This is a genomic window from uncultured Sphingomonas sp. (genome assembly GCF_937859915.1).
Classification (GTDB): Bacteria; Pseudomonadota; Alphaproteobacteria; order Sphingomonadales; family Sphingomonadaceae; genus Solisphingomonas.
The window spans coordinates 38,487-51,319 of sequence record NZ_CALMAW010000137.1 but is presented as its reverse complement, the minus strand read 5'-3'; the positions used below and the strand labels follow the sequence as shown (position 1 = coordinate 51,319).

The window sequence follows — 12,833 nt, the reverse complement described above, 5'->3', positions numbered from 1 at the left end:
GTGCTCGCCCCCGCGCACGGCGTGCTGGTCACCTCGGCGACGCTGACCGGGCCGCAGGCGGGCGCCGACGGCGGCTGGGCGCGCGCCGAGACGCGCAGCGGCGCGCGCCACCTCGATACCGTGGTCGACCGCTTCGCCGCGGCGAGCCCGTTCGACTATGCCAGCGCCGCCGAAGTGCTGATCGTCACCGACATCAAGCGCGGCGACACCGCGCAGCTCGCGCACGCCTATGCGCGGCTGGTCGAGGCGAGCCGGGGCGGCACGCTCGGGCTGTTCACCGCGATCTCGCGGCTGAAGGCGGTCTATGCGCGGATCGCCGACCGGCTCGCGCGCGAAGGCCTGCCGCTCTACGCGCAGCATGTCGATCCGATCGACACCGGCACGCTGGTCGACATTTTCCGGGATGATCCGCACGCCAGCCTGCTCGGCACCGATGCGTTGAGGGATGGTATCGACGTGCCCGGCCATTCGCTGCGGTTGGTCGTGATGGAGCAGGTGCCGTGGCCGCGCCCGACCGTGCTCCATGCCGCGCGCCGCGCCGCGGGCGGCGGCACCGGCTATGACGACGAGGTGGTGCGTGCCCGGCTGGCGCAGGCGTTCGGGCGGCTGATCCGGCGCGCCGACGATGCCGGGCGCTTCGTGCTTCTCTCGTCGGCGACACCCTCGCGGCTGTTCGACGCCTTTCCGCCCGGGGTACCGATCCGGCGCGTCACGCTCGACGAGGCGGTGGCGCGGATCGCGGCGGGCCTGCCCGGTCTTCCCTCGGGCGCCGGCATCGGGCATCAGGTGGCCGAACCGGCGAGTGGAGAGGCGGCATGAAGAGGCTCATCATCTTCCGCCATGCCAAGTCGGGCTGGGACCAGCCTGCGCTGCGCGATTTCGATCGCGCGCTCAACGACAAGGGCAAGCGCGCCGCGATCACGATGGGGCGGCACCTGCGTCAATCGGGGGTCACGTTCGATCATGTCATCGCCTCGCCCGCGGTGCGCGTGATCGAGTCGCTCGATGCGATGTTCGATGGCTATGGCAAGCGGCTCGCGCCGAACTGGGATCGCCGCGCCTATCTCGCGTCCGCAGCGACGCTGCTCGAGGTGGTTCAGGAGGCGCCCGAAACCAGCGACGCGCTGCTACTCGCGGGGCACAATCCCGGCGTCGAGGAGCTTGCGCTGCTGCTCTCGACCGATGCCGGCGAAGAGGAGATCGCTACGCGCGCAGCGCTGGGCGAAAAATATCCGACCGCGAGCATCGCCGAGCTGCAATTCGATGTCGCACGCTGGGCGGATGTCGCCGAAGGCGGCGGCCATCTCGTGCGCTTTGTCCGCCCGCGCGATCTCGATCCCGCGCTCGGGCCTGATCGGGTTTTCTGAAGGCTTACGCGTCGTCTAGGCGTTTCCCGGCGAAAGCCGGGGCCCAGGCCCCACGTCTCTATTCGAGCGCCGCGAGCGCCGGGCCCGGACCCCGGCCTGCGCCGGGGAACGGCGCCTTATGCCAGCGCGTCGACCAGCAAGGCGCGGATCGCCAGCAGCTCGTCGAGCGGCAGCGCCGCCGGGGGTGCCGCGGGCAGCGCGGCCGCGGTCTCGCCGCCCTTCGCCGCGAGCAGCTTCTGCACGCCCTTTACCGTATAACCGTCCTGCGCGAGCAGGCTCTGGATCCGGCGGACCAGGACAACGTCGCTCGGCCGATAATAGCGACGGTTGCCCGCGCGCTGGATCGGACGGAGCTGGGGAAATTTGGTTTCCCAATAGCGTAGCACATGCTGCTGCACGCCGAGCTCGTCGGACACTTCACCAATCGTGCGGAACGCCGCGTCCGATTTCTCCACGCGCGGCGTCAGTCCGAGTCGGCGATGCGGTCGCGCAGCATGTTGGAGGCGCGGAAGGTGAGCACCCGACGCGGCGCGATCGGCACCTCGATGCCGGTCTTGGGATTGCGCCCGACGCGCTCGCCCTTGTCGCGCAGCACGAACGTGCCGAACCCCGAAATCTTGACGTTCTCGCCGCCCGACATCGCTTCGCACATCATCGTCAGGACCTGCTCGACGCTGGCCGCCGACTCGGAGCGTGACAGGCCGATCTCGCGGTGGACGACATCGCTGAGATCCGCCCGGGTCAGAGTGGGTATGTCGGTCATCGCGCCCTTCCGAATGGCTTGGTCATCATAGTAACCAACTTGGCCGCATTCGCCAATGGCTGCAACAAAATTGATCCAAGTTAGAAGCGGATGACCGAGGCGCCCCAGGTGAATCCACCGCCCATCGCCTCGAGCACGAGCAGATCGCCGCGGGTAATGCGCCCGTCTCTCACCGCGACGTCGAGCGCGAGCGGGACCGAGGCCGCCGATGTATTGGCATGCTGGTCGACGGTGACGACGACACGATCGGGCGAAAGATTGAGCTTGCGCGCGGTCGCATCGAGGATGCGCGCATTGGCCTGGTGCGGAACCAGCCAGTCGATGTCGGCGGCGGTCAGACCGACGTCTGCCAATGCCTCGCCCAGCACGCTCGCTAGGTTCACGACGGCGTGCCGGAACACCTCGCGGCCCTTCATGCGCAGCTTGCCGACCGTGCCCGTCGTCGAGGGCCCGCCATCGACATAAAGGAGTTCGTTGTGGCGACCGTCGGCGTGGAGCCTGGTCGCGAGGATGCCGCGCGCGCGCGACGGATCGGCGGGGCCGTCTTCGGCGGAAAGCACGACCGCGCCAGCGCCGTCGCCGAACAGCACGCAGGTGCCGCGATCCTCCCAGTCGAGGATGCGGCTGAATGTCTCGGAGCCGATCACCAGCGCGGTGGTCGCGGTGCCGCCGCGGATCATGCTCTCGGCGACCGACAGCGCGTAGAGGAAGCCCGAGCATACCGCCTGGACGTCGAAGGCGACGCAGTCGGCGATGCCCAGCATCGCCTGCACCTTGGTGGCGGAGGAGGGAAAGGTCTGGTCGGGGGTCGCGGTCGCGAGCACGATCAGACCGACGCTCGCCGCATCGATCCCGGCCGAGTCGAGCGCGCGGCGCGCCGCATCGGCGGCAAGCGAGGCGGTGGTCTCGTCGTCGCCCGCGATATGGCGCGCGCGGATACCGGTGCGCTCGACGATCCATTCGTCGGTGGTGTCGACGGTCTCGGCGAGTTCGGCGTTGGTCACCCGGCGCTTGGGAAGCGCGGAGCCGGTGCCCGCGATCACGGCGCGGCGGATCAGGGTTTCGGTCATAGCGCGGCGACGGACTCCGCGGACTGCGACCGATAGTCGCCGAGATCCTCGGCGATCAGACGGTTGAGATCATCGCGAACCAGCTTGGCGGCGACGCCGATCGCGTTGGCGATCCCCTTGGCGTCGGCGCTGCCATGGCTCTTCACGACGATGCCGTTCAGGCCCAGGAAGACCGCGCCATTATGATTGTTCGGGTCGAGGTGGACACGCAGCAAGTGCAGCGCCGGCTTCGACAGCAAAAAGCCCATTTTCGAGCGAAACGAGCTGGTGAAGGAGCGGCGCAGCAAATCGGTGACGAAGCGCGCGGTGCCCTCGATCGCTTTGAGCGCGATATTGCCCGAGAAGCCGTCCGACACGACGACGTCGACCGCGCCGCGGTTGATGCGATCGGCCTCGACATTGCCGACGAAAGCGAAGGGGAGGGTCGGATGCGCGCGCAGCATCGCGGCGGCATTCTTGAGCTCGTCGGTGCCCTTGAGCGCCTCGGTGCCGATGTTGAGCAACGCGACCTTGGGGTGCGGAATGTCGAGCGCGGTGCGCGCATAGGCCGCGCCCATCACCGCGAACTGGACGAGATTGTTGGCGTCGCACTCGGTGTTTGCACCGAGATCGAGCATGACGACGTCGTTGTCGCCCAAGGTCGGCATGATCGCGGCAAGCGCCGGGCGGTCGATCCCGGGGAGGGTGCGCAGCGACAGCTTGGCCATCGCCATCAGCGCGCCGGTATTGCCCGCGGAGACCGCCGCGCCCACGGCGCCGTCCTTCACCGCGGCGATGGCGAGGCCCATCGACGTCGTCTTCGCGCGGCGGATGGCCTGGGTCGGCTTCTCTTCGCCCGAAATATGATCTGGCGCGTGACGCACGTCACTGGCCGCCGCCAGCGCGGGGTGGCGCGCCAGCTCGGGTGCGATCGCGGCCTCGTCGCCGACGAGCAGGAAGCGCAGATCGGAAGACCGGCTCAGCGCCAGCGCGGCGCCCGCCAACATCGTGGCTACGCCGCCGTCACCTCCCATCGCATCGATGGCGATCCGCGGCGCGTCCACGATAGATTCCGATCCGTGAAGGGGTCAGGCCTCGGCCGAGACGATCTCGCGGCCGTTATAATGGCCGCAGCTGTTGCACAGATTGTGCGGGCGCTTGAGTTCGCCGCAGTTGGGGCATTCCTGGAAGCTCTCGATCGACAGCGCGTCGTGGCTGCGGCGCATGTTGCGCTTGGAGGGCGAGGTCTTTCGCTTGGGGACGGCCATTTCGGCACCTGTTCTTGGATCAATGGATGCAGAGGCCGCAAATCCATCCGCATCGCCACGACCTTGTGAGGGGCCGCGGATCAGCGGGCGGGCGGCCTCGTCGCGAGTGGGGGCCTATAGCGGATTTCGGCCGTGTTGCAACCCGGTGCGTGGCGTGCGAGCGAGGGATCGTCGCCCGTCTTCCGGAGTGCTTGCCGCCATGCTGCCCGTCTCGCTCACCTTCGCCGGCGCGCTCGCGCTGGTCGCCCTCTGGCTCGCCTACCGCGTCGTCCGCGTCCGGATGAAGGCCGAGGTGATGGTCGGCGACGGCGGCCACGCTCTGCTCACCGCGCGGATGCGCGCGCAGGCCAATTTCGTCGAATATACGCCGTTCGTGCTGATCCTGATGGTGCTGATCGAGATGGCCGGCGGCTCGGCCTGGGGGCTGCGCGGAGTCGGTGCGCTCTATGTGATCGCCCGCGTGCTGCACGCCTTCGGCATGGACAAGCAGACGATGCCCGCGCCGCTGCGCGGGATCGGCGCCAGCGCGACCTGGCTGATCCTGTTCGCACTGGCGATCTGGGCGATCTGGCTCGCCTCGCACGGGCCGGCGGTGCCCGCGGTCCACTATCTCTGAATCGCCGCGCGCTGCGATTCGTTCCCCGGCGAACGCCGGGGTCCAGGCCCGGAGCATGTGGAAAACGCGGCGCCCGCGACGGGGTGCGGGCCTGCGCCCCGGCCTTCGCCTGGGAACGTCCGAGACCTCAGCCGAACTGCGAATCGGCGACGAACGGGTTGGTCGCGCGCTCGGCGCCGAAGGTCGAGGTGGCGCCGTGGCCGGGCACGAACACGGTCTCGTCACCCATCGGCCACAGCCGCGTAGTGATCGAGTCGAGCAGCGCGGCATGATCGCTCATCGGGAAGTCGGTGCGGCCGACCGAGCCGCGGAACAGCACGTCGCCGACCAGCGCGAAGCGCGACGGTGCGTGGTGGAAGACGACATGGCCCGGCGTGTGGCCGGGCGTGTGGCGCACCGCGAGCGTCAGTTCGCCGACCGTCACCGTGTCGCCGTCGACGAGCCAGCGGTCGGGCTCGAAGCTGCTGCTCGGGATCTGCCATTGCCGCCCGTCGTCGTCGAGCCGGTCGATCCAATAGCGGTCGGCCTCGTGCGGTCCCTCGATCGGCACGCCGATCTGCTGCGCGAGCACGCCCGCCTGCCCGCAATGGTCGACATGGCCGTGGGTAAGCAGGATCTTCTCCACCGTCACGCCATGCTGCGCCGCCGCCGCGACCAGCTTGGGCAGGTCGCCGCCCGGATCGACGAACGCACCGCGCATCGTCTTCGTGCACCACAGCAGGGTGCAATTCTGCTGGAAGGCGGTGACCGGCACGATCGCGGCACGCAGTGGGGGGACGGTCTTGGTGTCGGGGTCGCTCATGGCAGCCGTGATGGGTGCCGCCGCGGCGTCATGCAAGTCCGATGCGTATCGCGACTTGCCGCGGGGCGGGCGCAGGGGGCAGGACGGCGGTCATGAGCGTGCCGCCTCTCGATCTGTCTCGGCCCTTCGTGCTGCTCGACGACGCACGGCTGGACGGCGCGGTGCCCGCGCGGCTCTATCGCGACCCGATCGAGACGATCGCGACCGACGATCCCGCACGCGTCGCCGCCTGTCTCGCCGCACTCCGCTACGCGACACAGAACCGGCTGCATGCCGCGGGCTGGATCGCCTATGACGCCGGCATCCCCGGCGAACCGCCTTCAATGCCGCCGACGGGCGCGCCGCTGCTCTGGTTCGGACTGTTCGAGCGGTTCGAGACGATCGCGCCCGACGCCCTGCCGGCGTTGCTGCCCGATCCGGCCGGCGCCTGGGCGGGGGCGCCGCACCCGTCGATCGATCAGGCCGCCTATCTGGCGGCATTCGCGCGCATAAAAGCCTATATCGCGGCGGGCGACATCTATCAGGCCAATCTCACCTTCCAGGCGACCGTCCCGATCGTCGGCGACCGGCTTGCGCTGTACGCACGGATCCGGCGGCAGGCGGCGGCGGGGTGGGGCGGCATCGTCCATGACGGGCTGCGCAGCCTGCTGTCCTTCTCGCCCGAGATGTTCTTCCGGCTCGACGGCGGCCGCATCGCGGCGCGGCCGATGAAGGGCACCGAGCCGCGCCGCGCCTATGCGCAGGCCGATGCCGAGGCCGCGCGCGCGCTCGCCGACGACCCCAAGCAGCGCGCGGAAAATCTCATGATCGTCGACCTGATCCGCAACGATCTGTCGCAGGTCGCGGTGCCGGGCAGCGTCGCGGTGCCCGCGCTGTTCACGGTCGAATCCTATCCGACGATCCACCAGCTGACCTCGACCGTCACCGCCGCGCTCGCGCCGGGCCGTGACGCGCTGTCGCTGCTCGAGGCGGCCTTTCCGTGCGGGTCGATTACCGGCGCGCCCAAGCGCCGCGCGATGGCGATCGCCGCCGAGGTCGAGACGGGGCCGAGAGGCGTCTATACCGGCGCGATCGGGCGGATCGATGCGGACGGCGACGCCGCCTTCAACGTCGCGATCCGGACGCTGGTGATCGAGGAGGAGGGCGTCGCCTCGATCGGACTGGGCTCGGGGATCGTCGCCGATTCGCTCGGGGCGGCGGAGTGGCGCGAATGCCTCGCCAAAGGCGCGTTCGTCACCGCGGCCTGCCCGCGCGTCGACCTGATCGAGACGATGCCGTTCGATCCGCTCGAGGGCATGGTCGATCTCGACCGCCATCTCGCGCGGATGAAGCGCTCCGCCGACGCACTCGGCTTCGCCTTCGATCGCCACGACGTCCGCAACGAGCTGCAGGCCGCGACCTTTCGGCTGCGCGATCCGTCGCGGGTGCGGCTCCGGCTGTCGGCAACGGGGCGCGTCGCGATCGAGGTGCGGCCCGCGCCGGTGGCGCCCACCGCGCCCGTCTTGGTGCCGATCGTGCCGCTGCCGGTCGCGTCGTCCGACTTCCGGCTGTGCCACAAGACCAGCGACCGCGGCTTCTACGACGCCGCGCGCGGCGATGCGTTCGAGGTGGTGTTCGCCCGCCCCGACGGGCTGCTCACCGAGGGCAGCTTCACCAGCCTGTTCGTCGAGCAGGACGGCCGGCTGGTGACCCCGCCGCTCTGCTACGGCCTGCTGCCCGGCATCCTGCGCGAGCGGCTGATCGAGTCGGGCGAAGCGGTCGAGCGCGATCTGGTCGAAGCCGATCTGCGCGATGGATTCTTGCTCGGGAACGCGCTGCGCGGATTGATTCGGGCGCGGTTGCCCTGAGCGGCGACATCCGGCATAGGCCCGCGCGTCCCAAAACACCCCCGAAGGCAGACCGTCCATGCAATATCTGTCGGAAGCGCTCGGCCGCATCCAGCCGTCCGCCACGCTCGCCATGACCAGTCGCGTGCTCGACCTCAAGAAGCAGGGTGTCGACGTCATCGGCCTGGGCGCGGGCGAGCCCGACTTCGACACGCCGGACTTCGTCAAGGAGGCCGCGATCGAGGCGATCCGCCAGGGCAAGACCAAATATACCAATGTCGACGGCACCGCCGAGCTCAAGGCCGCGATCGCCGCCAAGTTCGCGCGCGACAATGGCCTGACCTATGCGGCGAACGAGATCAGCGTCAACGTCGGCGGCAAGCACACGTTGTTCAACGCGCTGGTCGCGACGCTCGACAAGGGCGACGAGGTGGTGATCCCCGCGCCCTATTGGGTGAGCTATCCTGACATCGTCCAGTTCGCCGGCGGCACGCCGGTGATCGTCAAGGCCGGCGCCGACCAGGCGTACAAGGTGCTACCCGAGCAGATCGAGGCGGCGATCACCCCGCGCACGCGCTGGGTGCTGCTCAACTCGCCGTCCAATCCGACGGGTGCCGCCTATAGCGCGGACGAGCTCAAGGCGATCGGCGCGGTGCTCGAGCGCCACCCGCACGTCATGGTGCTCACCGACGACATGTATGAGCACATCCTCTACGACGGCTTCCAGTTCGCGACGATCGCGCAGGTCTGCCCGTCGCTCTACGAGCGCACGCTGACCGTCAACGGCTGCTCCAAGGCCTATGCGATGACCGGTTGGCGCATTGGATACGCGGGTGGACCGGCCTGGCTGATCAAGGCGATGGCCAAGCTCCAGTCGCAGTCGACGTCGAATCCCTGCTCGATCGCGCAGGCGGCGGCGACCGCGGCGCTCAACGGCCCGCAGGATTTTCTGGCGGAGCGCACGATCGCCTTCCAGCGCCGCCGCGACCTGATCGTCGACGGCCTCAACGCGATCCCCGGCATCCGCTGCCCCAAGCCCGAGGGCGCCTTCTACGTCTATCCCGACGTCGCCGGGCTGATCGGCAAGACCACCCCGAAGGGTGTCGTCATCGAGAATGACGAGATGCTGATCGGCTATTTCCTCGACGAGGGCCGGGTGGCGGCGGTGCACGGCGGCGCGTTCGGGCTCGAGCCTGCGTTCCGGGTCAGCTACGCGACCTCGGACGAACTGCTGACCGAGGCGTGCAGGCGGATCGGCGCGGTGGTCGCGGCGCTGCGCTGACCCTTCTTCTTCGTCATCCCGGACGTGATCCGGGATCCAGGGCCGCACGCGCTGCATTCGCGGCCCTGGATCCTGACTTTCGTCAGGATGACGATTCAAGGGTGCGTGCCAAGCCCCTTGTAACCCATTTCCGAAATCCAACGTATCTCCAGGATATGCTTCCCCGGAGACTCGTCATGGCTCGTATCGCTCCCTTCGCCGCCGCCGCCGCCCTGCTTGCCGGCGCCGCGCTGTTCGTCGCACCCAGCCTCGCCGCGGACGGCGTCGTCACGGCGCCCGCGCCCCAGCTCGCCGAACCCGTCTCCGGCCATAGCGAGACCGCGATCTTCGCGGGCGGCTGCTTCTGGGGCGTGCAGGGCGTGTTCGCGCATGTGAAGGGGGTGACCTCGACCACCGCGGGCTATACCGGCGGCAAGGCGGCGACCGCCGAATATGAGACGGTGTCGGGCGGCAATACCGGCCACGCCGAATCGGTGAAGGTCGTGTTCGACCCGACCAAGGTCAATTATGCCGACCTGCTGCGCATCTATTTCTCGGTGGTGACCGATCCGACCGAGGTCGACCGCCAGGGCCCCGACGAAGGGTCGCAATATCGCTCGGCGCTGTTCCCGCAGTCGCCCGCCCAGGCCAAGGTCGCGCGCGCCTATATTGCACAGCTCGGCGCCGCGCACGTCTATGCCAGGCCGATTGCGACCAAGCTCGAGCAGGCGCCGGGCTTCTATCCGGCCGAGGGCTATCACCAGAACTTCATGGCGCATAACCCCGACTATCCGTACATCGTGATCAACGATCGCCCCAAGGTCGACGCGCTCAAGCGCATCTTCCCGCAAAGCTATCACGCCTGAACGGAGCCGCCCCGCGTCGCGGTGCGTTGGCATCGCGACGCGACGGAGGGCCGGGCATGAGTGAAGTGGGTACTGGTGCGTTTCGCGATCCGCGCGTGCCCGTGGCGAGCCTGGTGCTCGGCTACGGGCCAGTGCTGCCGTTCCCGCTCGCCGCGATCGGCTGGCTGGTACTGCCCTATCCTTGGCCGGGCGTCGTGCTCTGGCTTGCGGTCTGGTGGGGCGGCGCGATCCTCACCTTCCTGGCGGGCGTCCGCCGCGGGCTGAGCTTCGAGGGCGCCGGCGCCAATGTCGCGGAACTGGCGCTGATGACCTGGTTGTTCCTGCTCGGGGCCGGCGCGATCGCCGCGGCGCTCGCGGTACGCACCCCGCTGCTGCCGTTGACCATGCTGGTGCTGGGCTATGCGACGATCGCGATCGTCGACCCGATCTCGGCGCGCCGTGGCCGCGCGCCTGCGCATTTCGAACGGCTCCGCCCCCCGCAAATGGGGCTCGCACTGATCGGGCTGATCGCGCTGATCGTCGAATGGTGCGTGACCAAGGTACCGGTATAGCGGGGCGCGGCCCGGCCAAGGACTCGCTTCGTCGCCATCCCGCACCTGTCCGGCACCAACAATGGCGCGCGGCAGCACGGCGCCGTGGATCCCGGATCAAATCCGCGATGACGGACTTCGGCAAGGATGTTTCATGACAGCGCTCGACATGTAGCTTTTGGCCGCGCGATGCGCCAAAGCGGCGCGGCAATTGCCCAAGGAGAGTTCGCGCATGACCGAAGCCCCGGCCCGTGGCGCCGTTCTGCCCGCGACGCGACTCCTCCTGTTCGGCGCGACCGGCGACCTGGCGCAGCGGATGCTGCTGCCGTCGCTGTTCTCGCTGCATGCCGAGGGACTGGTCGCGCCCGAACTCAAGATCATCGGCACCGCGCGCTCGCCGCTCGACGATGCGGGCTTCCGCCAGGTCGCAGCGGATTCGCTCGACAAATTCCTCGCGCCCGATGCGCGCAAACCCGATTCGATCGCGTCCTTCCTCGATCGGCTGAGCTACGTCCCGCTCGACGCGTCCCAGCCCGAGAATTTTACGGCGCTGACCGGTCCGGTCGGGGCCGATCGCGACATGCCGATCGCGATCTACCTGTCGACCGCGCCGTCGCTGTTCGGGTCGACGATCGAGGGGCTGCGCCGCGCCGGGCTCGACGGGCCCAATGTCCGCATCGGGCTGGAAAAGCCGCTCGGCCACGATCTCGCATCGTCGGCGGTGATCAACGATGCCGTCGCCGCCGCCTACCCCGAGCAGCGCACCTTCCGGATCGACCATTATCTCGGCAAGGAGACGGTGCAGAACCTGCTCGCGCTGCGCTTCGCCAACCGCCTGTTCGAGCCGCTGTGGAATGCCGAGGGGATCGAGCACGTCCAGATCACCGTGTCCGAGACGGTTGGGCTCGAGGGGCGGGTCTCCTATTATGACGGCGTCGGCGCGCTGCGCGACATGCTGCAGAACCACATGCTGCAATTGCTGGCGCTGGTCGCGATGGAGCCGCCCGCGACCTTCGGCCCCGCGGCGGTGCGAGACGAGAAGGTCAAGGTGCTGCGCTCGCTCCGCCCGATCGATCGCGCCACCGCGGCCAGCCATTCGGTCACCGGTCAATATGCCGAGGGCGCGGTCGCGGGGCAGGCGGTGCCTGGCTATATCGACGAGCTCGGTCGCGCGTCCGACACCGAGACCTTCGTCGCGGTCAAGGCGCATGTCGACAATTGGCGCTGGCACGGCGTGCCCTTCTATCTGCGCACCGGCAAGCGGCTGCCCAACCGCCACAGCGAAATCTACATCCAGTTCCGCGAGGTGCCGCACTCGATCTTCGGCGGGCGCGGCGGCGTGCTCCAATCGAACAAATTGGTGATCCGCTTGCAGCCAGAAGAGAGTATAAGGCTGCTGGTGATGGTCAAGGAGCCCGGGCTCGGCCGCGAGGGCATCACGCTGCGCGAGGTGCCGCTCGACCTGTCGCTGACCTCGGCCTTCGCTGGCTTCCGCCGCCGGATCGCCTATGAGCGCCTGTTGCTCGATCTGATCGAAGGCGACCCGACCCTGTTCGTCCGGCGCGACGAGGTCGAGGCGCAATGGGAATGGATCGACGCGATCCGCGACGGCTGGAAGGCCGCCAACGTCACACCCCGCCCCTATGCGGCGGGAACCTGGGGGCCGTCCGCTGCGATTGCGCTCACCGAACGAGATGGAGTGCACTGGCATGATTGAAGCCGAATGGTGGGATTACGACAATGCCGAAGAGCTGGCCGAAGCGGTCGCGGGTGACGTCGCCTTCATCATCGAGAGCGCGATCGACGCGCGCAACGAATGCCTGCTGGCGCTGCCCGGCGGCAAGTCGCCGATCCCGGTGTTCGAGAAGCTCAAGACCAAGAAATTCCCGTGGAAGCGCGTGACGATCATTCCTGGTGACGACCGGCTGGTCGACGTCACGGATCCGTTGAGCAACGCCAATCTGCTCGCGCGCTACTTCATGCCGCTCGGCGCGCGCGTGGTGCCGCTGACCGCGGGCAAGCTGGGCGTGCGCCAGGCCGGCGAGGCGGCCGACGCGCGGCTCGCCGACCTCAAATGGCCGGTCGACCTGGTCTGGCTCGGCATGGGCGCCAACGGCCACACCGCATCGATCTTCCATGGCCCCGATTATGACGAGGCGCTGTCCTCGACCAAGAAGGCGATCGGCCTCACCCCCGATCCGCTGCCGCCCGAGGCCGCCGTCGCGCGCGTCACGCTCACCCGCTCGGCGATTTTGACCGCGCGCGCGATCCTCGTCACGATCGACGGCGACGAGAAGAAGCGCGTCCTGGAAGAGGCGATCGAGCAGGGCGACGCATCCGACTGGCCGATCGGCCGCGTGCTCGCCGATGCCGAGCAGCCGATCGACATCCACTGGCGCAAGGCGTGAGTTTCGCCTTTTCTGTTCTCCGGCGAAAGCCGGAGTCTAGGGAAGCCTATGCTATGCCTGTAACTCTGGACCCCGGG

At 68.7% G+C, this 12,833-nt stretch carries 15 protein-coding genes; 9 read left to right on the top strand and 6 right to left on the bottom strand.

Annotated elements, in window-relative coordinates:
- Together Q0326_RS18025 and Q0326_RS18020 are read left to right on the top strand one after the other, a co-directional pair.
- On the top strand, nucleotides 1-819 hold an 819-nt coding region (locus Q0326_RS18025), incomplete at its 5' end, for a helicase C-terminal domain-containing protein (RefSeq protein WP_298693202.1).
- Nucleotides 816-1,367, top strand: coding sequence for a histidine phosphatase family protein (locus Q0326_RS18020; protein WP_298693200.1), 552 nt, complete (start codon nucleotides 816-818; stop codon nucleotides 1,365-1,367). The genes Q0326_RS18025 and Q0326_RS18020, both read left to right, overlap by 4 nt.
- Nucleotides 1,368-1,483: 116 nt before the next feature.
- On the opposite strand, the gene Q0326_RS18015 is transcribed toward Q0326_RS18020, so the two are convergent.
- From Q0326_RS18015 to rpmF, 5 genes are all read right to left on the bottom strand, one after another.
- Nucleotides 1,484-1,822, bottom strand: coding sequence for a MerR family transcriptional regulator (locus Q0326_RS18015; RefSeq protein ID WP_298693197.1), 339 nt, complete (start codon nucleotides 1,820-1,822; stop codon nucleotides 1,484-1,486).
- Nucleotides 1,823-1,830: 8 nt separating this feature from the next.
- On the bottom strand, nucleotides 1,831-2,130 hold the full coding sequence (locus tag Q0326_RS18010) for an integration host factor subunit alpha (protein WP_298693195.1): 300 nt from the start codon (nucleotides 2,128-2,130) through the stop codon (nucleotides 1,831-1,833).
- Between the two features lie 80 nt (nucleotides 2,131-2,210).
- A complete protein-coding gene (locus Q0326_RS18005) occupies nucleotides 2,211-3,200 on the bottom strand; it encodes a beta-ketoacyl-ACP synthase III (RefSeq protein WP_298693193.1) in 990 nt (329 codons plus the stop codon).
- Nucleotides 3,197-4,246 (bottom strand): phosphate acyltransferase PlsX, encoded by a 1,050-nt coding sequence (gene plsX, locus Q0326_RS18000; protein ID WP_298693204.1) that lies wholly within the window; start codon nucleotides 4,244-4,246, stop codon nucleotides 3,197-3,199. The genes Q0326_RS18005 and plsX overlap by 4 nt, the downstream gene beginning before the upstream one ends.
- Nucleotides 4,247-4,267: 21 nt before the next feature.
- Nucleotides 4,268-4,447 carry a 50S ribosomal protein L32 gene (rpmF, locus tag Q0326_RS17995; protein ID WP_298693191.1) on the bottom strand — a complete coding sequence of 60 codons (180 nt, stop codon included), beginning with the start codon at nucleotides 4,445-4,447 and terminating at the stop codon, nucleotides 4,268-4,270.
- A 199-nt stretch (nucleotides 4,448-4,646) separates the two neighbouring features.
- On the opposite strand from rpmF, the gene Q0326_RS17990 reads away from it, so the two are divergent.
- The gene (locus tag Q0326_RS17990) at nucleotides 4,647-5,063 is read left to right on the top strand and encodes an MAPEG family protein (RefSeq protein ID WP_298693188.1); all 417 of its coding nucleotides are present in this window, start codon (nucleotides 4,647-4,649) and stop codon (nucleotides 5,061-5,063) included.
- A gap of 127 nt (nucleotides 5,064-5,190) precedes the next feature.
- Here Q0326_RS17990 and Q0326_RS17985 read toward each other — a convergent pair whose 3' ends face one another.
- Nucleotides 5,191-5,865, bottom strand: coding sequence for an MBL fold metallo-hydrolase (locus Q0326_RS17985; RefSeq protein WP_298693186.1), 675 nt, complete (start codon nucleotides 5,863-5,865; stop codon nucleotides 5,191-5,193).
- Between the two features lie 92 nt (nucleotides 5,866-5,957).
- On the opposite strand from Q0326_RS17985, the gene pabB reads away from it, so the two are divergent.
- From pabB to pgl, 6 genes are all read left to right on the top strand, one after another.
- Complete coding sequence (gene pabB / locus Q0326_RS17980) at nucleotides 5,958-7,712, top strand: aminodeoxychorismate synthase component I (RefSeq protein WP_298693184.1); 1,755 nt, start codon at nucleotides 5,958-5,960, stop codon at nucleotides 7,710-7,712.
- Nucleotides 7,713-7,770: 58 nt separating this feature from the next.
- Complete coding sequence (locus Q0326_RS17975; protein WP_298693182.1) at nucleotides 7,771-8,973, top strand: pyridoxal phosphate-dependent aminotransferase; 1,203 nt, start codon at nucleotides 7,771-7,773, stop codon at nucleotides 8,971-8,973.
- A 176-nt stretch (nucleotides 8,974-9,149) separates the two neighbouring features.
- A complete protein-coding gene (gene msrA / locus Q0326_RS17970; protein WP_298693180.1) occupies nucleotides 9,150-9,818 on the top strand; it encodes a peptide-methionine (S)-S-oxide reductase MsrA in 669 nt (222 codons plus the stop codon).
- Nucleotides 9,819-9,874: 56 nt separating this feature from the next.
- Nucleotides 9,875-10,369 carry a DUF3429 domain-containing protein gene (locus Q0326_RS17965; RefSeq protein ID WP_298693178.1) on the top strand — a complete coding sequence of 165 codons (495 nt, stop codon included), beginning with the start codon at nucleotides 9,875-9,877 and terminating at the stop codon, nucleotides 10,367-10,369.
- Nucleotides 10,370-10,580: 211 nt separating this feature from the next.
- On the top strand, nucleotides 10,581-12,065 hold the full coding sequence (zwf, locus tag Q0326_RS17960) for a glucose-6-phosphate dehydrogenase (RefSeq protein ID WP_298693176.1): 1,485 nt from the start codon (nucleotides 10,581-10,583) through the stop codon (nucleotides 12,063-12,065).
- Nucleotides 12,058-12,756 (top strand): 6-phosphogluconolactonase, encoded by a 699-nt coding sequence (pgl, locus tag Q0326_RS17955; RefSeq protein WP_298693174.1) that lies wholly within the window; start codon nucleotides 12,058-12,060, stop codon nucleotides 12,754-12,756. Before zwf ends, pgl begins: the two co-directional genes overlap by 8 nt.
- The last annotated feature ends 77 nt before the right edge of the window (nucleotides 12,757-12,833 follow it).

What these genes read in the sequence shown, in the direction of transcription:
- Q0326_RS17965 (WP_298693178.1), top strand. Translation starts at nt 9,875, where the DNA reads ATGAGTGAAGTGGGTACTGGTGCGTTTCGCGATCCGCGCGTGCCCGTG.
- Q0326_RS18010 (WP_298693195.1), bottom strand. Translation starts at nt 2,130, where the DNA reads ATGACCGACATACCCACTCTGACCCGGGCGGATCTCAGCGATGTCGTC.
- Q0326_RS18020 (WP_298693200.1), top strand. Translation starts at nt 816, where the DNA reads ATGAAGAGGCTCATCATCTTCCGCCATGCCAAGTCGGGCTGGGACCAG.
- msrA (WP_298693180.1), top strand. Translation starts at nt 9,150, where the DNA reads ATGGCTCGTATCGCTCCCTTCGCCGCCGCCGCCGCCCTGCTTGCCGGC.
- Q0326_RS17975 (WP_298693182.1), top strand. Translation starts at nt 7,771, where the DNA reads ATGCAATATCTGTCGGAAGCGCTCGGCCGCATCCAGCCGTCCGCCACG.
- zwf (WP_298693176.1), top strand. Translation starts at nt 10,581, where the DNA reads ATGACCGAAGCCCCGGCCCGTGGCGCCGTTCTGCCCGCGACGCGACTC.
- pgl (WP_298693174.1), top strand. Translation starts at nt 12,058, where the DNA reads ATGATTGAAGCCGAATGGTGGGATTACGACAATGCCGAAGAGCTGGCC.
- Q0326_RS17985 (WP_298693186.1), bottom strand. Translation starts at nt 5,865, where the DNA reads ATGAGCGACCCCGACACCAAGACCGTCCCCCCACTGCGTGCCGCGATC.
- rpmF (WP_298693191.1), bottom strand. Translation starts at nt 4,447, where the DNA reads ATGGCCGTCCCCAAGCGAAAGACCTCGCCCTCCAAGCGCAACATGCGC.
- Q0326_RS17990 (WP_298693188.1), top strand. Translation starts at nt 4,647, where the DNA reads ATGCTGCCCGTCTCGCTCACCTTCGCCGGCGCGCTCGCGCTGGTCGCC.
- pabB (WP_298693184.1), top strand. Translation starts at nt 5,958, where the DNA reads ATGAGCGTGCCGCCTCTCGATCTGTCTCGGCCCTTCGTGCTGCTCGAC.
- Q0326_RS18005 (WP_298693193.1), bottom strand. Translation starts at nt 3,200, where the DNA reads ATGACCGAAACCCTGATCCGCCGCGCCGTGATCGCGGGCACCGGCTCC.